Consider the following 20,157-nt stretch of genomic DNA (forward strand, 5'->3'; position numbering starts at 1 on the left):
GCGAGTAAATTGTATGTCCCGGTTTGACCAAGTAGCTCCAGACGCCCTATTTAAGCAGCTTGAACGTGCCACCCCGGAAGATAACCTGCCTAATGTCGCAACCCTGCTTGCGGCCGTACGTTTTAATGCCGATGGTTTGATCCCTGCGATTGCCCAGCAGCACGATTCAAAAGAAGTGTTGATGATGGCGTGGATGAATCGTCAAGCGCTGGATGAAACGTTAGCCACGCAGCGTGTTTGTTACTACTCACGTTCGCGGGGAAAACTATGGCGTAAAGGCGAGTCATCGGGTCAGCAGCAGCAACTCGTTTCCGCCGCGCTTGATTGCGATGGCGACACGTTACTGCTGCAAGTCGAACAAACGGGCCCCGCTTGTCATACCGGGCGTCGTAGCTGTTTCTATATTGGTGTGGATCAAGAGCAGGCATCAATTACCAGCACGCCGATGATCGATCCCGATGAACTCTACGGCAACAAAGCCTCGTCCTAGCATGAAACGCTTAAGCATGCGGCGCTGGCTATCAATACTGCAAGCCCGCTCACGCTGGGTATTAACGAAAGTGATGATCGGCTGCGTAAAAGTCTATCAATATACGCTCAGCCCACTGTTAGGCCCGCGCTGTCGTTTCTGGCCCAGCTGTTCGTCTTATACCATTGAAGCGATCCAGGTGCATGGACCGCTAAAAGGTGGCTGGATGGCGGCGAAGCGCATCGTCAAATGCCACCCGGGCAACCCAGGTGGTATGGACCCGGTACCCGGCGGTCGAAGCGAGCAGCTTTGCCGCGAAGACGAGGATCTCCCATCGCCCTGTTGCCGCGATCACCATTCCCGCTAGTGTTGTTGAGCAACCTGATAAATCTTCTCAAGCATGGCATGCAAGCCATTGCTGCGCGTCGGCGAGAGGTGCTTGTCTAATCCCAAGTCAGCCAGAAAGTGCGGTTCGGTGGCAAGAATTTCACCTGCCGTACGGTCACTGTATATACGCAGCAATATGGCAATCAGGCCGGAAACGATAGCGGCATCGGACGTTGCCTTAAAAACCAGCTTATCGCCCTCCTCTTCACATCGCATCCAAACGTTTGACTGGCAGCCTTGAATTTTAAGCTCTTCGGTTTTCCACGCATCGGGGAAATCAGGCAGCTGTTTGCCCATATCGATGATGTATTGATAACGGTCCATCCAGTTATCGAATATCTCAAAATCTTCGATTAGCTCTTGCTGGGCCTGTTCGGCGCCGGAAGTGCTCATGCTATTTCCTTCTCTATTGGAATTGGCTTGTATTGGCGACTGACTTTTTGAGTCATAGGATTACTCACTATGCCCATTATAACGGTTCGAAGGAGTCTTGAGGGAGGTTGTGTAGGAAACAGTCAATCGATGGCGCTGCTGTTCGCGATGCCACTCGTCGTCTTCGCTATGGAGGTAGCGTGAGGTGGTGTCGAAGCGCGCATGTCGAGCGCTTTCGGCCAGATGGCGCAAACTAATACCTGATTGAGCCTGATGGGTAATCGAGGTATGCCGTAACCAATGTGGTGTTGCCAATTTAAGCGCGGTCACATATTCCGGTGCGCCGTCGCTATCTTCAAGTGCTTGCGCAGCCTGCAGAAACGTAGCGCGAATAAGCCGATAAAGCTGGTTATGGCCCAGACCACGCTGACCATCCAGCGCGCGAAGCACCGGTGCTTCAGCGTCAAACTGACCAGGATATTCAGGCAATTCCAACGCATGGCGCCACTGTCGCAGACAATCAAGCATATCGTCAGGCAGCGGAATACGTGCCGTCTTGCTGCCCTTGCCTACTACGCTCCACCACCAACGCCCTTCGCTGCGCTGGAAATCTCCCATACGCGCATCGGCCATCTCGCTAATGCGCGGTGCCAGCAAATAGGCAAAACCAAAGATAAAGCGTCGTCGAGCATGTTCAAAACAAGCACGACTGCCCTTCCCAGTCTCTAACGGGCTATTCAGCCACTCCCACAGCCACGCCCACAAATCACTTTCTAAATAGCGCTCAACGCGCGGCGTTTGATTATTTAAGCGCCGAGATTTGTCCCGCATCAAGCGAAACGGATTATGGCTAACCCACCCTGCTTCCACCAGCCAGGCAAACATACCCTGCAGGATCACCAAGCTCTGGCGTCGGCTAGCGGGCGATAAGGGGCCACGAAACGGCCGCCATTCCGGATGTGCACGTGGCTTGGATGGCCCCACCCATTGGTCACTGGGGTCAGGATCGGAAAGAAATAGTTCAAACCGGCGCAGTGTTTCTCGATTTATATCCCTCAGCGTAAGCCCATGGCTAGTGAGCCAGAGCAGTAGCCGCTCCGACTCGCGACGGTAGGCTTTCCAGGTTTGTGGGCTATCCACGTACTCTTCAAGCCACGCGGTCACTGCCTGGGCATCGTTTTGAGCGCTAATAAGCCCACCTCTCGGCGGCTCTTGTAATACTAGTAGTTGGTCAATAGGTGTAATAACTTCATTCGCCATGCCCGCCCGTCCCTGCTCTCTTTTTTTAGCAGTCTTCTTTTAGCAGTTTGTACATTACCTGCTCTTAAGTGTGCCCTTGTAGCTGTATAAATTCAAGATAAGACGGATAATCTTGAATTTATTAGCAATAAGATAAATAAAATTACGTAATATGTAATACGTAATAATTGCCTTTTATAGTTTAACTACGCACAATGATGGCTTTAAAAGGGGTTGCTCAAGCGCAGCAGACAACTCGCTACTAAGCACACAAGGACGGACGACAACATGGCCCGCAGCGGCATCCAATACAGTGATGTTCAACACGCTATAGATGCACTCTTGGAGCGTGGTGATACACCCAGCGTGCAACGTATTCGCGATGTGCTGGGCACAGGCAGCTTTACGACGATTAGCGACCACTTCCGCTTATGGCGCAGCGAGCGCGAGCAAAATCGTGATGTGCCGCCGCCAAAGGGGGTGCCCGAAGCTGTGGTGTCAATGGCCAGCGAGCTGTGGCGCGAGGCTCAGGAGGTAGCAAATCAAGCGCTGCTCCACTATCGCGAAGATGCCAATCGCCAAGTGGAAAACGCTCAGCAGCTCGCAGAAGACGCTAAACAGCAGGCGGCGAATGCCGAGCAGCGTGAAAGCGCCCTCGCTGAGCACTTGCGTCATATGGAGCAGCGCATGGAGGCGTTAAATCGGGAATTGGCCGCTAGCCAAACCAGCGAACATCACTGGCATCAAAAAGCCGAAGCAGCGCAAGAAGAAGTAACTCAATTGAAGCAGGTACAGCAGCAGTTAGAAAGCCAGGCAGGCGAACAGCGCAAGGCACATAGCAACGCCCTCAGCGAGCAACAGGTGGCGTGGGAGCAGCGGTTAGCACAAGAGGAGCAGCGTCATGAGGCAGCTGAAGGAAGACTGATGGCGATGCTGGATAGCGCTCAGCAGGCGCGCGCCCAGGAAGAGAAGAATTTCCAAAAACGTCTGCAGCAGTCTGAGCAGCGTATTGAAACATTGAGTCAGGAGCTAAAGGCAAAGCAGCAGGCCTTGCATCAACTACAGCTTGAAGCCAGTGAGCGCGAGCAACAGCTAAGTGAGCAGAAGCAGCAAATGACGGCATTGGAGACGCAAGAGAAAGCGCTGACCCAGCAGCTAGATGAGGCTGAAGCCACGCTAAACAGCCAAGCCCAGCAGCATGCCGAGCGCGAAGCTGCGCTACAGCAAGCGTGGCAAGAGAAGCTTTGGAGTCGCATGGAAGCACTGCAAACACAGCTAACGGCACTCCCCGATGCGCTTTCAAAACACAACAGTGAGCCAGGCCAGTAATCAATCTGATAGACGTAAAAAAGCCCAGCGATTGAAGCTGGGCTTTTGCCTTACCCTCGCTAATTTAGCGGTAGTAGGCGTTGGTGGTATCGCTATGATCGGTAACGTCGCGAATACCGGCAAGCTCTGGAATGCGCTCCATCAGGGTTTTCTCAACGCCATCTTTCAGGGTTAAGTCAACCGCTGCACAACCCTGGCAACCGCCGCCAAAAGCTAAGACAGCGTATTGCTGCTCAGTCAACTCAACCAGCTTAATTTCGCCACCGTGGGCCGCCAGCCCAGGATTGATCTCGCTGTAGAGCACGTAGTTAATGCGGTCTTCAAGCGGGCTATTAGCATTTACCTTCGGCATCTTAGCGTTAGGTGCTTTGATCGTCAGTTGGCCGCCCATGCGGTCAGCATTGAAGTCGACTACCGCTTCTTCCAAAAAGGCCAAGCTGTTTTTGTCGAGATAGACGTTGATCTTCTCGAGCTCCAACAGCACATCCGTCGGTTCTTCCTCGCCGGGGCGGCAATAGGCTAGGCAAGTCTCTGCGTAAGGTGTGCCCGGCTGGGTAATAAAGATACGCACGGCGATGCCTTCAACGTTCTGCTTTTCCAGCAATTCCGCGAGGTACGCTTGGGCACTATCGGTAATATCAATACTTTGAGTATCGACATTGGTGTCTTTTTCGCTAATCGTGGTCATGAGGGCTGTCTTCCTCCCGTGGTAGTGGCTCGGCCACTTCACATGTCGTTTGACACTATGGTAAGCAAAACGGCGCGCTGACACAATCCCGACTGTTTTAGTCGGCTATTTTTATCATAACTTATCAAGAATACATATTGATTGTCTTTCTATATGCATCGTATAGCTACCTGCAGGGGCGCCTTTTGCTGTCCCTTTTGTTATCATTATGCGCCTCTTTACGACAGATGCTGCTTTTCCGACGATAACAACATCCCCCTTTGACGACTGTGACGCTGGAGAACTCCCCCTGCCATGGCTGATAGTGCTTTGACCGCAACCCTCACCCAACGCCTTGCTGACCGTATCTTGATTCTGGATGGCGGCATGGGAACCATGCTGCAGAATGCCCAGTTGAGCGAAGAGGATTTTCGTGGCGAACGATTCAGCGACTGGCCGTCGGATCTTAAAGGCAACAACGACCTGCTTGCGCTCACCTGCCCTGATTTAGTTGCGCGTATTCACCGCGACTATTTAGAGGCCGGCGCAGATATCATCGAAACCAACACCTTTAATAGCACCCAGCTGTCGCAGTCTGATTATGGTATGGAAACGCTGGTGGTTGAACTCAACCGCGAATCAGCACGCCTTGCTCGCGAGGTGTGTGATGCGGTTGCCGCCGAAACCGGCGTGCCCCGCTATGTTGCTGGGGTGTTAGGCCCCACGTCGCGCACCGCTTCGCTATCGCCGGATGTGAATGATCCCGCCAAGCGTAACGTCACCTTTGATGAGCTGCGCGAGAACTACTATGAAGCCGCTGAAGCGCTAATCGCTGGCGGTGCCGATTTGATCATGATCGAAACCATCTTCGATACCCTCAACGCCAAGGCGGCGATTTACGCCCTTGAAGAGCTATTCGACGATCGCGGTGAGCGTTTACCGGTAATGATCTCCGGCACTATTACCGATGCCTCCGGACGCACCCTCTCTGGCCAAACCACCGAAGCCTTCTGGAACTCGGTGCGCCACGCCCAGCCGTTATCCGTTGGCTTGAACTGCGCGTTGGGTGCCGAAGAGCTACGCCCTTACCTGGAAGAGCTTTCCACTAAGGCCGACACCTTTGTTTCCGCTCACCCCAACGCGGGCTTGCCCAACGAGTTTGGCGAGTATGACCAAACACCAGAAGAGATGTCGGCGATCGTCAGCGAGTTCGCTTCAAGCGGCTTGGTCAACATTATCGGCGGTTGCTGCGGCTCCACGCCTGAGCACATTCGCGCCATTGCCGATTCCGTGCGCGATATGGCGCCCCGGATCATTCCAGAGCGCAGCCGTGCCTGCCGCCTATCCGGGTTAGAGCCTTTCAACATCGAGGCGGATTCACTCTTCGTCAACGTCGGTGAACGTACCAACGTCACTGGCTCTGCGCGTTTCAAGCGCTTGATCGTAGAAGAGGACTTCACCACGGCACTGGAAGTCGCCCTTGAGCAAGTAGAGAACGGTGCCCAGGTCATCGACATTAATATGGACGAGGGGATGCTCGAGTCCAAGGAAGCCATGGAGCGCTTTCTTAACCTGATTGCAGGTGAACCCGATATTGCCCGCGTGCCGATCATGATCGACTCCTCCAAATGGGAGATCATCGAAGCGGGGCTAAAGTGCGTTCAAGGCAAAGCGGTAGTGAACTCCATTTCACTCAAAGAAGGTGAAGCCGCCTTTCGTGAGCAGGCGACCAAGTGCCGCCGCTTTGGTGCGGCCATTGTGGTAATGGCGTTCGACGAAGAAGGCCAGGCAGACACCTTCGCGCGTAAAACCGAGATTTGCCAGCGCGCCTACCGCTTGCTTGTCGATGAAATCGGCTTCCCTGCCGAAGACATCATCTTTGACCCGAATATTTTTGCCATCGCCACGGGGATCGAAGAGCACAACAATTACGCGGTCGACTTTATCGAGGCGACCCAGTGGATTCGCGACAACCTGCCCCACGCCATGGTATCTGGCGGTGTTTCCAACGTGTCGTTCTCGTTCCGTGGCAACAACCCGGTGCGCGAAGCAATTCACTCGGCGTTTCTTTATCACGCCATTCGCGCGGGCCTTACCATGGGCATCGTCAACGCGGGCCAACTCGCGGTTTATGACGATCTTCCCGCCGAGCTGCGCGAAGCCGTTGAAGACGTGGTGCTCAACCGTCGTAGCGACGGCACCGAGCGGCTGTTGGATATCGCCGACAAGTACAAGGGGGATGGCAGCGGCGCAGCCAAGAAAGAGGACCTTGAATGGCGAAGCTGGCCGGTCAATAAACGCATTGAGCATGCGCTCGTCAAAGGCATCACGGTCTATATCGAGGATGACACTGAAGAAGCCCGCGCCCAGGCCGAACGCCCTATTGAGGTTATCGAAGGCCCGCTGATGGATGGCATGAACGTGGTCGGCGACTTGTTTGGCGACGGCAAGATGTTTCTGCCTCAGGTCGTCAAATCGGCGCGAGTGATGAAGCAAGCCGTGGCTTATCTAATTCCTTATATCGAGGCAGAGAAGAGCGAAGAGACCAAGGCCAAGGGCAAAATCGTCATGGCGACGGTAAAAGGCGATGTTCACGATATCGGTAAAAATATCGTGGGCGTCGTGCTGCAGTGTAATAACTACGAAGTGATCGATCTCGGGGTCATGGTCGCGGCAGATAAAATCTTGCAGGCGGCCAAAGAACACAACGCCGACATTATCGGACTTTCCGGGCTGATCACCCCATCGCTGGATGAAATGGTGCATGTGGCCAAAGAGATGCAGCGCAGGGGTATGGATCTTCCGCTGTTAATCGGTGGTGCAACCACCTCTAAAGCGCATACCGCGGTAAAAATAGAGCCGCAGTACGAGCACCCGGTAATTTACGTTACCGATGCCTCTCGAGCGGTTGGTGTAGCGGGTAAATTACTCACGCCTGCTTTAAAAACACCCTACGTTACCGAGATTCGCGAAGAGTACGAAAAAGTGCGTGAGCGTAATGCCAAGCGTCGGCCGAAGGCGGCGGATCTTGACTACACTCAGGCGCGCAAGCGCCGCTTTCGTACCGACTGGAATGCCCATACCCCAGCCGAACCCAATATGCTGGGGCTAAAAACGTTCGACGACTACGATCTTGAAGAATTGATCCAGCGCATCGACTGGACCCCCTTCTTCATGAGCTGGCAACTGGCGGGCAAGTATCCCAAGATACTTGACGACAAGGTGGTAGGTGAAGCCGCCCGCAATCTGTTTGAAGACGCCAAAGTCATGCTGCGTAAGCTGGTTGGAGAGAAGCGCGTTCAGGCCCGCGGTGTTATTGGCCTGTGGCCCGCCAACAGCGTCGATGATGATGTGATTGAAGTGTATGCCGACGAGTCGCGCAGCGAAGTGATAGAGCGGCTACATCACATTCGCCAGCAGACCACGAAAGGCCGCGATGGCATTTGCTACAGCCTGGCCGATTTCATTGCGCCCAAAGAGAGCGGCAAAGCCGACTGGATCGGTGGTTTCGCGGTCACTACCGGCCACGGTGTCGATGAACTCTCCAAAGCGTACGAGGCGGCCGGTGATGACTACAATGCAATCATGGTGCAAGCATTAACGGATCGCCTGGCGGAAGCCTTTGCCGAACGTATGCACGAACGCGTACGCAAAGAGTTCTGGGGCTATGTGCCGGATGAAACGTTGGACAACGATGCTCTGATTGCCGAGAAATATCAGGGCATCCGCCCTGCCCCTGGCTATCCCGCCTGCCCGGATCATACCGAAAAAGCGACACTCTTCCGGCTGCTGGATGCGACTGAAAATACCGGGTTGGCGTTGACTGAAAACTTCGCCATGTGGCCAGCGGCCGCCGTTTCCGGATGGTACTTTGCCCATCCGCAGTCGAAGTATTTCTCAACGGGCAAAATCACGCGAGATCAGGTAGAGGCTATCGCCGCGCGTAAGCAGATGCCCCTTGAGGAAATGGAGCGCTGGCTCTCACCGGTGCTCTCCTACGACCCGAGCTGATCAATGCTGTTTGTCGCTCGCCGTCATGGCAAGGTTATTCGCCTTGCCTTGCCTATCATGCTGGGCATGCTCTCGCAAAGCATGCTCAACTTGATCGATGCCGCCCTGGTGGGGCATTTAGGCGAAGTGGCTCTTGCCGGGGTAGGCGTGGGCGGTTACGCCATGTTTATGTTTAGCGCTATTGTGTTTGGCCTCTCTTCCAGCGTGCAGTCACAAACCGCTCAGCGCGTGGGGGCTGCCCATACGGAGATAGCCCATCCCCTTAACGCGGGGCTGGTAATCGGGTTTGGTGTTGCTTTGCCGTTGTCACTCTTGGCTTGGTGGCAAGCACCACTGCTGATTGGCTTGATTAGTCAAGCTGATGATGTCCAAAGCGTCGCCGTGGACTACTTTCGTTGGCGGGTGATGTCACTAGTGGCCATCGCACTTACGCTCTGCTTTCGTGGCTACTGGAATGGTCGCCAGCAAACACATCTCTACTTGCGTATCATCGTGGCGGTTCACTTGATTAATGTGGCGGTCAGCGCGGGGTTAATCTATGGATTTGCCGGGCTACCCAAAATGGACGCAAGCGGTGCGGGTGCTGGTACGACACTATCGCTGTTTATTGGCTTGCTTGTTTGGTGTTGGGTGAGTATTAAAAGCCCTGCTATTCAACATTTGTTAACTCACATGCCTTGCTTAGCCACCCTGCGTACTACTCTGCTACTTGCTGCTCCCCACTCTTTGCAGCAGCTTTTATTTGCAGCGGGTTATGCGGTACTTATTTGGTTACTTAGCCAATTGGGTACGGCCAGTGTCGCGGTTGGCCATGTGTTGATTAATCTTTCATTGCTGCTTATTTTGCCGGGGGTGGGCATTGGCGTTGCTGTAATGAGTTTAGTGGGTGAGGCATTAGGCCGAGATGCTCAACACGAAGCCCACCGCTGGGGGCTGGATGCACTCCGTGTCGCCTGGCTGGTACTGTTGGTGCTGGCGCTACCCATGTTGATAGTGCCCGAGCAAGTACTCGCCATCTTTTTTACTAACAGTGAGTTAGTGGCGCTGGGTAAACACCCACTGCAGCTGACCGGCGTGATGATTGTGTTGGATGCCGCCGCTTTAGTACTCGCCCAGGCCTTAATGGGTGCGGGCGCTCAACGCACGGTGATGATGCTAACACTTAGCATGCAATGGCTACTTTTCCTTCCCCTAGCTTGGTGGGTAGGGATCGGTTTAGACCAGGGCTTATTAGGCATCTGGCTTATGCAACTACTCTACCGATTGATAAACTCGGCCGGATTTTTATGGGTGTGGCAGCGCCGCCGCTGGCTAGCCCCAGCCTTCTAACTGGCTGCTAAACTCATACTGTGGTTTCTAAATAGCTTTTAGAGATAAAAAGATAATCATATATTCTTTTGTAGAATATGACGCCCGCGTTAAGGTGGCGCTACATTAATGTCCGTCTCAACGTGACCATTTCGCTTTTTAGCAGGATCGTGCCACATGTACCGTTATGATATTCACGACCAAACACTGGTTGATGAGCGTGTCGCTCAGTTCCGCGACCAAATGGAACGCTACCGCGCTGGGCGTTTGGGTGAAGAAGAGTTCCGCCCACTAAGGTTGCAGAACGGCCTCTATATTCAACGCCATGCGCCTATGCTGCGTATTGCGATACCTTACGGCATGCTGGCGGGTAACCAGCTGCGTGCCCTGGCTGAGATCACCCGCCGCTACGACCGTGGTTATGGCCACTTTACGACACGGCAGAATTTACAGTTGAATTGGCCTGCGCTTGAAGACGTGCCGGATATCCTGGCCGATTTGGCCAAGGTGCAGATGCACGCGATTCAGACCAGCGGTAACTGTATCCGTAATACTACCAGCGATCAGTTTGCAGGCATCGCCAACGATGAAGTAGAGGACCCACGCCCCTGGTGCGAACTAATTCGCCAGTGGTCTACCCTGCACCCTGAATTCGCCTATCTGCCGCGTAAGTTCAAAATCGCGGTTAGCGGTGCGGCCCAAGACCGCGCCGCTATTCAGGTCCACGATATTGGTCTGCGTCTCTGGTATAACGCCGATGGCGAGCTGCGCATCAAGGTATTAGCCGGTGGTGGCCTCGGCCGCACCCCGATGATTGCGGATGTCGTGCGCGAAGACTTACCTTGGCAGCACCTGCTGACGTATCTGGAAGCCTGTGTGCGGGTTTACAATCAGTTCGGTCGTCGTGATAACAAGTTCAAGGCGAGGATTAAAATCCTCGTTAAAGCCTTGGGCATTGATGAATTCCGCCGCCGCGTCGATGAAGAGTGGGCGCACTTGAAAGACGGCCCGCAAACACTCAACCAAGCCGCGGTCGATGCCGCAAAAGGCCACTTCCCCGAGCCGGATCGCCGCCCGGTGGCAGAAAACGCTACTGAAGCGTTTGATCAGCTGCGTGCTGAAAACCGTAGCTTTGCGCGCTTTGTAACCAATAACGTTACTGATCACAAAGTGCCTGGTTACAAAGCAGTCACACTTTCCCTGAAACGCCGTGAACACGCCCCTGGCGATGTGACCGCCGATCAGATGGAGGCCGTTGCTGATCTAGCCGATCGCTACAGCTTTGGTGAAGTGCGGGTCACCCACGAGCAGAACTTGGTGCTTTCAGACGTGCCCGTTGATGAGCTGGAAGCGTTATGGAAAGAGCTTGAGGCATTGGGCATGGCGAATCCAACGGTGGGCACGCTCAATGACATTATCTGCTGCCCGGGTGGCGATTACTGCAGCTTGGCTAATGCGGTGTCTATCCCCATTGCCCAGGCACTGCAGGAGCGATTTGAAGATTTAGACTTCCTGTATGACTTGGGTCCGCTGGATCTGAACATTTCCGGCTGCATGAATGCCTGTGGCCACCACCATGTCGGCCATATCGGTATCCTGGGTGTCGATAAAAAAGGCGAAGAGTTCTACCAGATCTCCATTGGCGGTAACTCCACCGATGATGCGTCTCTGGGTAAAATTCTCGGCCCCTCTTTTTTCCGCTCTGACGTGCCGGATGTGGTCGAAAAAGTGTTGGAAGTCTATGTGGCGCAGCGCCATGAAGACGAGCGCTTCCTGGACACTTACCGCCGTATTGGCTTAAAACCCTTCAAGGAGCGTGTTTATGCCTAATAAAACAGATGAGACGCAAACTGAAGCAGTTGAGCAGACACCAGTGCATGTTGATCATCTGATTGCTAACGGTGAGCTAGCGGCAGAGAACGCTTGGTGCGTCTCCTACGATGAAGATGCGCTACCCGAGCAACGTCCGGCGTTTGTGCCGTTGGCGCTGTGGCAAGCTAATCAAGATGACGAAGAGCTATCGCCGTTGCTCACCAGTGATACCGAACTGACGCCAGAATTGGCGCAGCAAATTGGTAAAGCTGCGGCGATCGCCGTCGATTTCCCGGCCTTTACCGATGGCCGTGGCTACACCTTGGCCCGCTTACTGCGTGAGCGTTACGGTTACGCAGGTGAAGTTCGTGCGGTGGGTGATGTTCTGGTAGATCAATTGGACTACATGCGCCGCTGTGGGTTTTCTTCCATGGCACTGCGCGATGATCAAGACCCTGAGGATGCCCTACGCGCACTGAGCTTTATCAGCGTGCGTTACCAGCCTGATGTAGAAGAGCGGCAGGCGCTGTTTGAGCGTCGCTTAGCCGCGAGTAAGTAGATAGGAAGCATGAGCTTATAAACCTAGCTTATAAACCTAGCTTACAAACCTAAACAAGGGCAGCCTCGGCTGCCCTTATTACTTTTGCTCTATTTTACTTTCACCCTATCGTTAACCGCGTCGTTTCTGTTGACGCTCTCGGTTATTGGCTTTAGCGCGATCGCTTTTACGCAGCATTACCCAGGTAGCGCCTAGGCCCCCTTCCGATGGCTGTGCGGATACATACGCCTGCACCTCCTCAAACTGGCTGAGCCATTTAGCAAGATAGGAACGCAGCACATTGGCAGGACTATCGATTTCACGCCCGCGACCGTGAACGATCAGTACCGAACGTAGGTCGTGAGCATAAGCTTCCTGAATAAAGGGAAATAGCATCCGACGGCACTCACTCAGCGGGCGCCGAAGCAGGTGGAGTTGGGATTGAACGCTATAGCCACCGTGCTTTAATTTATCGACCACGCCTTGCTGAATGCCCTCGCGCCGATACTCCATCGGGTCGAATGGCGGCAGGAGATCGACAAAGTCGTCGGACAAAAAATTGCGAGCGCCCATCTCTTCCTCTGCCCATTCACGCCGGGCCAGCTGCGCCTCAGAAGGGCTTTTCCGGTTAGCGCCTGGGTCTGCACGATTATTGGGCGGAAGTGGCTCTACATCGCCTATGAGAGCACCAAAATCCATATCATCACGAAGTGGCTGATTCATTGCAGGCTCCTCCGGCTGGGTCTTATGACCACCTATTTTACATACATAACCTAGCAAACCCGTGTACTTTGATTAAGTACTTTGCTTAAGTACTTTGCTCAAGTACTTTGCTTAAGCTGCTTAGATAAATCGATAACATAAGCTTGTCATTGCCACTTTGGCCAGCCAAGCTAAGCAGCCATTCGTTGTACCCTCAGCAAGAGGCGCCTTGGTTTGGCTAAAATGGTTTGGTTTAAACGCCTTGTTATCATCAGTGTTGCGGGGTTGCTCGGTATAGCCGGATGGATATGGTTAACGATGCTCAGCCCATGGTTTTATGAACGCCCCGATGATTTAGCCGACATCGAACAGCGCACCCATCAGGTCTTCGTTTACGGCACGCTTCGCTACGCCCCAGTGCGCTTGGTTGTCATGGGCAGCTTTGGCGATCCTGAAAAAGCGGTGCTTGAGGGGTACCAGCGCAATGGCCTCGACCTTTCACCCCAGCCAGGGAGGAAGGTGGAAGGCCTGCTGTTACGCGTGGAAGCCGATGAGCTGGCCCGCCTTGACCGCTATGAACGACTCGGTGTCCGCTACGAGCGGGTGGAGATAACACTAGAGGATGGCTCACGCGCCTGGGTCTACTTGCGTCTGTCGAAGTTGCAAAATGCGTTTGCTCGGTACCCAGGCTTACCGATAGCTCTGGTACCATAGGCAACAAGCATTACAATCTCTGCCAAGACAGCTTTAATGACCCATTCAGGAATGACAATGCGTGAAATGACACCGTACGTTTTGGTTCTTTACTACTCGCGCTCAGGCGCAACCGCCACCATGGCACAGCAAATTGCGGCCGGCGTAGAAAGTGTGCCCGGTATCCAGGCACGTCTGCGTACTGTGGCGCCAGTTTCAACCACGTGTGAAGCCGTAGACCCAGAAATTCCTGAACAGGGGGCGGTGTACGCTGATCTGGACGACTTGCGCAACTGCAGCGCACTGGCACTCGGCAGCCCAACGCGGTTTGGCAATATGGCGGCACCGCTAAAATATTTTATCGATTCCACGAGCAGCCTCTGGATGAACGGTGCTTTGATAGATAAACCCGCGTCTGCGTTTACCTCGACGTCAAGCTTGCACGGTGGGCAAGAGAGCACCTTACTGACCATGCTGGTGCCACTGCTGCATCACGGCATGGTCTATGCAGGGGTGCCTTATAGTGAAACCACGTTGCTGGAAACCCGCACAGGCGGCACGCCTTATGGTGCCAGTCATTTGGCAGGCACGCGTAGCGATCGTTCGGTTGATGAGCATGAGCGCGCCCTGTGCGTCACTCAAGGCAAACGGCTGGCGCGTCTCGCTCTCGCCCTGCACGCTATGCGTCAGGAGGCATCATGAGACAGTGGTTGGAAGATGTAGAAGCACGACATGGGCTTGATAAGCTCACGCTAAGAAGCCGGCAACTGGTACTAGCGAGCTTTGCTCTCTTGTTGGTGATGGTTATTTATCGCGGCTTTTTAGTTCAGGGCGATGCGTTTAACTGGCGCCCTGTGGTGGCCTTTGTGCTTCCCCTAGTGCTGTTCTTGCCCTCCATCATTGGCCAGCGAGCCCGTGGTCATGCTTGGCTTGCGTTTGTTAGCCTGCTCTACTTTACTCAGGGGGTAATGCTGGCAACGTTGCCTGGGCAAAGCGTGCGCGGGCTTTTAGAGGCCATTATTTCATTGGCCCTGTTTGCTGGCTGTATGGGCTATGCACGCTTTCGCAGCCGACAGCTAAGACAATAATAGCTAGGCCTATAAAGACCAGCTCAATAAAACCAAAGCCATAGCGCTACGCCAGCGGCAATAAGTAAAGTACCTAACGCACGTAAACGCAGCGTAGCCGCGTTTAACGGCTCGTTACGAGCATCGACAGGCAGCTGGCGGAAATGCTTGGTACCCGCCAACATTGCCGCCACCAAAGGCTCACCCATTAGCCGATGCACGACCAATCCGAGCAAGTGCAGCCCGATAAGAATGATCAAAAGATCACTATTTAACTGATGCATACTTCTCAGTTGGCTGCTTATCCCATCGCCAAATAAGCCATAAAGCGGTGCCTGAAAAAAGATGTCGTCACTCAAGAAAAGGCCACTGACCGCTTGGAAACTAAGCGAAAGCAGCATAACCAACGTCATCCAGCCACCCAAAGGATTATGGCTGGCATAAGTGCTGGGCTGTCGCTTTAAAAGTGCCTTGGAATAAGCGATCGTTTCACCGGGTGGGTATAAAAACGTCTTGAACCGCGCATATACGCTACCCATCACACCCCATAACCAACGAAAGACGAGCAACCCTAGCAATAGATAGCCTGCCTGTGCGTGCACTTCAATAGGAAATAGAAAAGGCGCTCCACGGGTCTTAGTGGTATAAAATGAAAGCAGTATTACCGCCACTAAACCCCAATGAAAAACACGAATCCATTTATCCCATACATCTATTGTTACACTGGTCTTGCGCATAACTTTTTACTCTCTTAGCAAGGGTGACCCAGCAGTGGTGAGCTAATAGCAGTTGATGACCCCGTATTGGTGAGGCACCTTCGCATGTATGCTGGCTTTCTCATAGATTGTGGGACAGCTGGTCGCAGCACTGGCTAAAATGACAGCAATAAGAGAAGGCGTTAGGCATTCATTGATAGCGGTCACTTGAGCTTTAAAGATAGACCAGCGAACATGGGTGAAATTCAAGGGAGAAGCACTCAATGACACGTAATATAGCCGATATCAGGCGTGATTATGAAGGCGGTAGGCTAGACGAGTCCCAGGCATCCGATGATCCATTCGTGCTATTCAATGAGTGGTTTACCCTTGCGTTGGAAAAAGAGGGGAAAGATGGTAATGCCATGACACTCTCCAGCGTTGACAGCCAGGGCAGACCCCATGCCCGCGTCGTGCTGCTAAAGGGATTTGATGAGCGCGGTATGGTCTTTTTCACTAACTATCATAGCCATAAGGGTAGCGAATTGAGCAATGTGCCCTATGCAGCCATGACCTTTTGGTGGCCTTCCCTCTCCCGTCAGGTGCGTATTGAAGGCCCGGTTGAGCAAGTATCAGCAGATGAGTCGGATGAGTACTTTGCCAGCCGCCCTCGTGGCAGCCAGTTAGGTGCGTGGATTGCCACCCAGAGTGTTGTGATTCCTAATCGTAACTGGATCGAGGAGCGTCAAAAGCGATTTGAAAAAGCCTACGATGGTCAGGACATCCCCCGTCCGATTCACTGGGGTGGGTATCGTCTCGCGCCGGAAATGATTGAGTTCTGGCAGGGTCAACCCAGCCGCCTACATGATCGGCTACGCTTTGAACGGCGCGACGGGGGTGAGTGGAGCCGCTTCCGCTTGGCACCGTAACTGTATGTAATATACTCTGCGCCTGTGTACTTGAAGGCCTGCTGAGAGTAGCAGGCCTTGTCGCTAACTCGCTAGTCTGGCAGGCTTTCAAGGCGATGCCGTTGCCACTCACTTTCGGGTTCGTTGAGACGCAGCACGGCATCAATCACCTGTTCTTCCATGTTGTAACGACTTTTAAATCCTAAGTGTTTCATCAATGCCCGCATCGGGTGGTTATCGACCATGATTTTGCCAATCATTTCCAGCGTGCCGATGTTGGTACAGTAATCGATCATCTTCTTCATCAGCAGGCTGCCAATACCTAACCCCTGCAGGTCATCACGGATGATGACTGAAAACTCGGTGCGAATATTGTCAGGGTCGTTCCACACTCGCACTACCCCAAGCATCTCTTTGCTGCCATCTTCGCTTAAATGTTCAGCGATGAATGCCATTTGGCGATCATAATTGATATGTGAAAGAATCGATAAATCGCGCTGGGTTAAATTAGATTTATTATGGAAGTAGCGGAAACGAATACTCTCTTCCGAAAGCTGGCGGTGGAAAGTAGTAATCAGGTGAGCATCTTCAGCTCGAATAGGCCTTACTTCCACCTGCCAGCCGTTTTTAAGCGTCACCCATTCTCGCAGCTCTTCCGGATACGGCATGATGGCAAAGCGTGACGGGGTGCCGAGATCCATTGCAAAGTCGACAGCAACCATGCCGTCTCGATTAAGTAGCAGCGGGTTTACTTCCAGCCCGCGCAAGTCGCCCAAATCTGACGCCATTTGCGATAGCTTAACCAGCATTTGGCACAGGTGCTGTACGTCACGTTCAGGATCGGCTGAATGCTCACGAATTAACGATGCGGCATGGGTTCTGCCCACTACGTCGGCGGCTAGGCTCATGTTGAGTGGAGGCAAGGCAACCTGGCGGTCAGCCAGTACGTTGACCTTATAACCGCCAATGCCGAATACAATCAGTGGCCCAAAGACTGGATCACGGGTTATGCCCGCACAAATCTGCATCGAGTGTTTGCCGCGCTGCATGGGTTGCAGGCAGTATTCGCGAATTGCGTACTCCGGGAATTTCTCTGCCACTTTGTCGCCTAGCTGACGAACGCCCTCAGCTACTTGTTCGGGTGTTTCCAAATCCTGAAGCAACCCCGCCGAAATCTTATGAGGGTGCTTACGGTAACGATAAGGGCGACAGTTGCCTTCATGAACAACTTTGAGTGCCTTAGTGCCGGGGATTTCCATCGCACGGGCAAGTGCTTCATCAGGATTAGTCAAATACACGCTCGGCGCCGTTGGGATACCATACGCTTCTAGTACCTGAGCGGTTTCAGAATGGGTTAAGGTTTGTCTGCCCCGCTCTTTAGCCTGTTTAATCAACGTGCGGCACTGGGCACGTATCTCTGGACTGGTGGAAAACGGCAGGCTGGGTGGGATCTCTTGCAGCAGCGCTTGAACCCGCTGATAAATCACCATATGCATAAAGGCCTTAACGGCTTTTTCTGGTGAAATATACGTCGGGATCCCTGCTAAATTGCAGATATGCCGTGCGTTAAGGGCTTCTTTTAAGCCCATCCAACTGGTCAGCAGATTGCGGCGAAATTTCTTACGGTTATCGATCAAGGCCTGGGCTGTCACCAAAGACGGGGCCATTCGTGTGGGGGCGTGGACAACCAATACGGCATCTACATTTGTGTCCGCAGCGACAATTTCCAGTGCTTGGACAAACCGCTCAGGCGAGGCGTTGCCGCCCAAATCGACCGGGTTCTCGCCCGGCTTACTCATATCGACCTCGCTACGGTGTAGCGCGGCCTGGGTTTCGACGCTAAATTCGGCCAATTTGCCACCGGCACTAATTAATTTATCGATGGCCAGCATGGCAGGCCCCAAGCCATTCGAAACGATGGCCAGACGGTCCCCCTTGAGGGGTTTCATCCGTGACAAAGTTTCCAACGCATCGAGCAGTTCATCGGAGTCATCAACCCGTACAACCCCTGCCCGGGCAAAAGCGGCATCAAATACCACATCGCGGTTGGCAATCCCTGGCGTCGGTGCCATACCGGAAATATCTGACTCGGGGGTACGACCGCTTTTAATAGCCAGTACCAGGCGATTACGTGATGCGTCACGTACGGCGGTCATAAAGTGCTGGGCGTCGCTGATTCGCTCAAGGTGCAGCATAATGGCCTGCGCGGGCGAGAACTGATTAACGTAATCAATTAGGTCCGGCAGCAACACGTCGACACTGTCACCGACGGTAATAAGATGCGAAAAACCAACATCACGCCCCGCCGCCCAATCGATCATCGCATTGGCGAGCATGCCGGACTGCCCCAGGTAAGCGACGCGGCCAGCTTTCACCGGCTGGCTGGCATAAGAAACGTTGAGCTTTTTCCCCGGCACAATCAATCCCATGCACTCCGGGCCCAGTACACGAATACCCGAAACACGAGCCGCACTCAGCATACGTTCACGAATTGAACCTTTGTCGCCCTTATCGCGGTCCAGATAAGCACCACCAGACAATACCAGGGCTGCTTTTACCCCGTGCTGCCCCAGTTTTTTAATGAGGCTCGGCACGCCTTCTATAGGCGTGCAGACCACGGCCAAATCAGGGACTTCAGGGAGCTCACTCACTTTGCTCACACACGGTACGCCGAAGACCTGGGAATAACTTTTAAGGTTGACAGCCCAAACCGGTCCCTTAAAGCCACCCTCTTGAATATTTCTCAGCACTAAACCGCCCAGCGATGCGGGCTTTTCAGAGGCGCCAAACACCGCTAGTGTACGAGGTTCGAAAAAATGGTGTAAAAAGCGCGTGCTCACAAATGAGTCTCCTCTGAAATAAATAGCGGCTGTACGACTTATTGACACTGTCGCGTAGGGCCTGGAGGCGATTAAGGTGGCATCAATAATAATGGAGCGTTTGAATGATTACCGCCTACCTTACCCACCCAGACTGCTCATTGCACCATATGGGGCCAGAGCACCCTGAATGTCCTCAACGTCTGGAGGCTATTCGCGCTCGCCTATCGCTTGCTGGCTTATTACAGCAAACCATGCAAGCAGATGCCAAAGAAGCCTGTGAAGAGGCATTAGCCAGGGTACACCCCTTACGCCATCTACGCGCCCTTGAAAAGTGCTTGCCCAAAGAAGGTATTATCACACTGGATAGCGACACCATGATGAATCCTGACAGCCTGCAAGCCGCACGGATGGCTGCAGGAGCGGTGATTCGCGGGGTGGACCAAGTGTTTAGACGCCAAGCAGATAATGTTTTTTGCGCGGTGAGACCGCCTGGCCATCACGCTGAAGCCTCTGATGCCATGGGGTTCTGCTTTTACAACAACATCGCCGTTGGCGCAGCGCATGCGCGGGCTAAATATGGCGCTAGGCGTATCGCCATATTAGATTTTGATGTGCATCAGTGTAATGGCACCATTGATATCTTCAAAAACGATCCCGAAATTTTGATCTGTACAAGTTTCCAGTACCCGTTCTACCCGTGGCGCTATTTGCGCAGTGAGTGGCAAAATGTAGTCAACACGCCACTAGAGGTAGGTACCGACGGGCCCGAGTTTCGCCGTATTGTCGAAAATCATTGGCTCCCTGCCCTACACGCTTTCAAACCTGATTTGGTGATGATATCCGCTGGTTTTGATGCTCATCGTGAAGACCCAATGGGGGATATCTGTCTGGAAGATGAAGACTTCTACTGGGTCACCCACCTGGCGATGGAGATTGCCACACTCTATGCAGATAACCGCGTTGTTTCGGTGCTTGAGGGTGGCTATAACCCCAAATCACTGGCCAGTGGTGCAGAGGCGCATCTTAAAGCGCTTTTGGGATTACCCTTTGCGGAAGTGCCTTAGTGAGAGATAGTTACTTGTTTCTTCTCCTCAGTTGTCACTCTTAGCAAGTTGTGGGCTGTGCTATAATGCGCGTT

General features: G+C 53.4%; 18 protein-coding genes. 12 read left to right on the top strand and 6 right to left on the bottom strand.

The window, feature by feature from the left end:
* The first annotated feature begins 13 nt into the window (after positions 1–13).
* Together hisI and yidD are read left to right on the top strand one after the other, a co-directional pair.
* On the top strand, positions 14–490 hold the full coding sequence (gene hisI / locus ACUVOF_RS09970; RefSeq protein ID WP_447044208.1) for a phosphoribosyl-AMP cyclohydrolase: 477 nt from the start codon (positions 14–16) through the stop codon (positions 488–490).
* Positions 491–506: 16 nt separating this feature from the next.
* Positions 507–836, top strand: a complete 330-nt coding sequence (gene yidD, locus ACUVOF_RS09975) for a membrane protein insertion efficiency factor YidD (RefSeq protein ID WP_447044351.1) — start codon at positions 507–509, stop codon at positions 834–836.
* On the opposite strand, the gene ACUVOF_RS09980 is transcribed toward yidD, so the two are convergent.
* Positions 833–1,249 (bottom strand): SufE family protein, encoded by a 417-nt coding sequence (locus ACUVOF_RS09980; RefSeq protein WP_447044209.1) that lies wholly within the window; start codon positions 1,247–1,249, stop codon positions 833–835. The genes yidD and ACUVOF_RS09980 overlap by 4 nt on opposite strands.
* 60 nt (positions 1,250–1,309) lie before the next feature.
* Entirely contained in the window at positions 1,310–2,488 is a 1,179-nt protein-coding gene (locus ACUVOF_RS09985; RefSeq protein WP_447044210.1) for a tyrosine-type recombinase/integrase, read from the bottom strand.
* Between the two features lie 267 nt (positions 2,489–2,755).
* Between ACUVOF_RS09985 and ACUVOF_RS09990 the strand changes: the two genes are divergently transcribed.
* A complete protein-coding gene (locus ACUVOF_RS09990; RefSeq protein ID WP_447044211.1) occupies positions 2,756–3,796 on the top strand; it encodes a DNA-binding protein in 1,041 nt (346 codons plus the stop codon).
* A 64-nt stretch (positions 3,797–3,860) separates the two neighbouring features.
* Here ACUVOF_RS09990 and nfuA read toward each other — a convergent pair whose 3' ends face one another.
* Complete coding sequence (gene nfuA, locus ACUVOF_RS09995) at positions 3,861–4,484, bottom strand: Fe-S biogenesis protein NfuA (protein ID WP_447044212.1); 624 nt, start codon at positions 4,482–4,484, stop codon at positions 3,861–3,863.
* Between the two features lie 294 nt (positions 4,485–4,778).
* Between nfuA and metH the strand changes: the two genes are divergently transcribed.
* The 4 genes from metH to ACUVOF_RS10015 all read left to right on the top strand — a co-directional run bounded on the left by metH (position 4,779) and on the right by ACUVOF_RS10015 (position 12,153).
* A complete protein-coding gene (gene metH, locus ACUVOF_RS10000) occupies positions 4,779–8,474 on the top strand; it encodes a methionine synthase (RefSeq protein ID WP_447044213.1) in 3,696 nt (1,231 codons plus the stop codon).
* A 3-nt stretch (positions 8,475–8,477) separates the two neighbouring features.
* Positions 8,478–9,803 carry an MATE family efflux transporter gene (locus tag ACUVOF_RS10005; protein WP_447044214.1) on the top strand — a complete coding sequence of 442 codons (1,326 nt, stop codon included), beginning with the start codon at positions 8,478–8,480 and terminating at the stop codon, positions 9,801–9,803.
* Between the two features lie 156 nt (positions 9,804–9,959).
* On the top strand, positions 9,960–11,612 hold the full coding sequence (locus tag ACUVOF_RS10010) for a nitrite/sulfite reductase (protein WP_447044215.1): 1,653 nt from the start codon (positions 9,960–9,962) through the stop codon (positions 11,610–11,612).
* Complete coding sequence (locus ACUVOF_RS10015; RefSeq protein ID WP_447044216.1) at positions 11,605–12,153, top strand: DUF934 domain-containing protein; 549 nt, start codon at positions 11,605–11,607, stop codon at positions 12,151–12,153. Before ACUVOF_RS10010 ends, ACUVOF_RS10015 begins: the two co-directional genes overlap by 8 nt.
* A gap of 111 nt (positions 12,154–12,264) precedes the next feature.
* Here the strand turns inward: ACUVOF_RS10015 and smrA are convergent, their stop codons facing one another.
* Positions 12,265–12,855, bottom strand: a complete 591-nt coding sequence (gene smrA / locus ACUVOF_RS10020) for a DNA endonuclease SmrA (RefSeq protein ID WP_447044217.1) — start codon at positions 12,853–12,855, stop codon at positions 12,265–12,267.
* 222 nt (positions 12,856–13,077) lie between these two features.
* Here smrA and ACUVOF_RS10025 point away from each other — a divergent pair, with 222 nt between their 5' ends.
* The 3 genes from ACUVOF_RS10025 to ACUVOF_RS10035 are packed head-to-tail and all read left to right on the top strand — an operon-like array spanning position 13,078 to position 14,615.
* Positions 13,078–13,548: a gamma-glutamylcyclotransferase family protein gene (locus tag ACUVOF_RS10025; protein WP_447044352.1), complete on the top strand. Its 471-nt coding sequence runs from the start codon at positions 13,078–13,080 to the stop codon at positions 13,546–13,548.
* 57 nt (positions 13,549–13,605) lie between these two features.
* Positions 13,606–14,229, top strand: a complete 624-nt coding sequence (gene wrbA, locus ACUVOF_RS10030) for an NAD(P)H:quinone oxidoreductase (RefSeq protein ID WP_447044218.1) — start codon at positions 13,606–13,608, stop codon at positions 14,227–14,229.
* A complete protein-coding gene (locus tag ACUVOF_RS10035) occupies positions 14,226–14,615 on the top strand; it encodes a DUF2069 domain-containing protein (protein WP_447044219.1) in 390 nt (129 codons plus the stop codon). The genes wrbA and ACUVOF_RS10035 overlap by 4 nt, the downstream gene beginning before the upstream one ends.
* A 23-nt stretch (positions 14,616–14,638) precedes the next feature.
* Here the strand turns inward: ACUVOF_RS10035 and ACUVOF_RS10040 are convergent, their stop codons facing one another.
* Complete coding sequence (locus ACUVOF_RS10040) at positions 14,639–15,331, bottom strand: cytochrome b/b6 domain-containing protein (protein ID WP_447044220.1); 693 nt, start codon at positions 15,329–15,331, stop codon at positions 14,639–14,641.
* Between the two features lie 242 nt (positions 15,332–15,573).
* Between ACUVOF_RS10040 and pdxH the strand changes: the two genes are divergently transcribed.
* Positions 15,574–16,218: a pyridoxamine 5'-phosphate oxidase gene (gene pdxH / locus ACUVOF_RS10045; RefSeq protein ID WP_113267846.1), complete on the top strand. Its 645-nt coding sequence runs from the start codon at positions 15,574–15,576 to the stop codon at positions 16,216–16,218.
* Positions 16,219–16,289: 71 nt separating this feature from the next.
* On the opposite strand, the gene ACUVOF_RS10050 is transcribed toward pdxH, so the two are convergent.
* Positions 16,290–19,037 (bottom strand): bifunctional acetate--CoA ligase family protein/GNAT family N-acetyltransferase, encoded by a 2,748-nt coding sequence (locus tag ACUVOF_RS10050; RefSeq protein WP_447044221.1) that lies wholly within the window; start codon positions 19,035–19,037, stop codon positions 16,290–16,292.
* Between the two features lie 104 nt (positions 19,038–19,141).
* On the opposite strand from ACUVOF_RS10050, the gene ACUVOF_RS10055 reads away from it, so the two are divergent.
* On the top strand, positions 19,142–20,083 hold the full coding sequence (locus tag ACUVOF_RS10055; protein ID WP_113267844.1) for a histone deacetylase family protein: 942 nt from the start codon (positions 19,142–19,144) through the stop codon (positions 20,081–20,083).
* Positions 20,084–20,157 lie beyond the last annotated feature (74 nt).

Source organism: Vreelandella sp. H-I2, from assembly GCF_052959335.1.

Coding starts and splice junctions, on each gene's coding strand:
- hisI (WP_447044208.1), top strand. CDS start 14: ATGTCCCGGTTTGACCAAGTAGCTCCAGACGCCCTATTTAAGCAGCTT.
- yidD (WP_447044351.1), top strand. CDS start 507: ATGCGGCGCTGGCTATCAATACTGCAAGCCCGCTCACGCTGGGTATTA.
- ACUVOF_RS09980 (WP_447044209.1), bottom strand. CDS start 1,249: ATGAGCACTTCCGGCGCCGAACAGGCCCAGCAAGAGCTAATCGAAGAT.
- ACUVOF_RS09985 (WP_447044210.1), bottom strand. CDS start 2,488: ATGGCGAATGAAGTTATTACACCTATTGACCAACTACTAGTATTACAA.
- ACUVOF_RS09990 (WP_447044211.1), top strand. CDS start 2,756: ATGGCCCGCAGCGGCATCCAATACAGTGATGTTCAACACGCTATAGAT.
- nfuA (WP_447044212.1), bottom strand. CDS start 4,484: ATGACCACGATTAGCGAAAAAGACACCAATGTCGATACTCAAAGTATT.
- metH (WP_447044213.1), top strand. CDS start 4,779: ATGGCTGATAGTGCTTTGACCGCAACCCTCACCCAACGCCTTGCTGAC.
- ACUVOF_RS10005 (WP_447044214.1), top strand. CDS start 8,478: ATGCTGTTTGTCGCTCGCCGTCATGGCAAGGTTATTCGCCTTGCCTTG.
- ACUVOF_RS10010 (WP_447044215.1), top strand. CDS start 9,960: ATGTACCGTTATGATATTCACGACCAAACACTGGTTGATGAGCGTGTC.
- ACUVOF_RS10015 (WP_447044216.1), top strand. CDS start 11,605: ATGCCTAATAAAACAGATGAGACGCAAACTGAAGCAGTTGAGCAGACA.
- smrA (WP_447044217.1), bottom strand. CDS start 12,855: ATGAATCAGCCACTTCGTGATGATATGGATTTTGGTGCTCTCATAGGC.
- ACUVOF_RS10025 (WP_447044352.1), top strand. CDS start 13,078: ATGGTTTGGTTTAAACGCCTTGTTATCATCAGTGTTGCGGGGTTGCTC.
- wrbA (WP_447044218.1), top strand. CDS start 13,606: ATGCGTGAAATGACACCGTACGTTTTGGTTCTTTACTACTCGCGCTCA.
- ACUVOF_RS10035 (WP_447044219.1), top strand. CDS start 14,226: ATGAGACAGTGGTTGGAAGATGTAGAAGCACGACATGGGCTTGATAAG.
- ACUVOF_RS10040 (WP_447044220.1), bottom strand. CDS start 15,331: ATGCGCAAGACCAGTGTAACAATAGATGTATGGGATAAATGGATTCGT.
- pdxH (WP_113267846.1), top strand. CDS start 15,574: ATGACACGTAATATAGCCGATATCAGGCGTGATTATGAAGGCGGTAGG.
- ACUVOF_RS10055 (WP_113267844.1), top strand. CDS start 19,142: ATGATTACCGCCTACCTTACCCACCCAGACTGCTCATTGCACCATATG.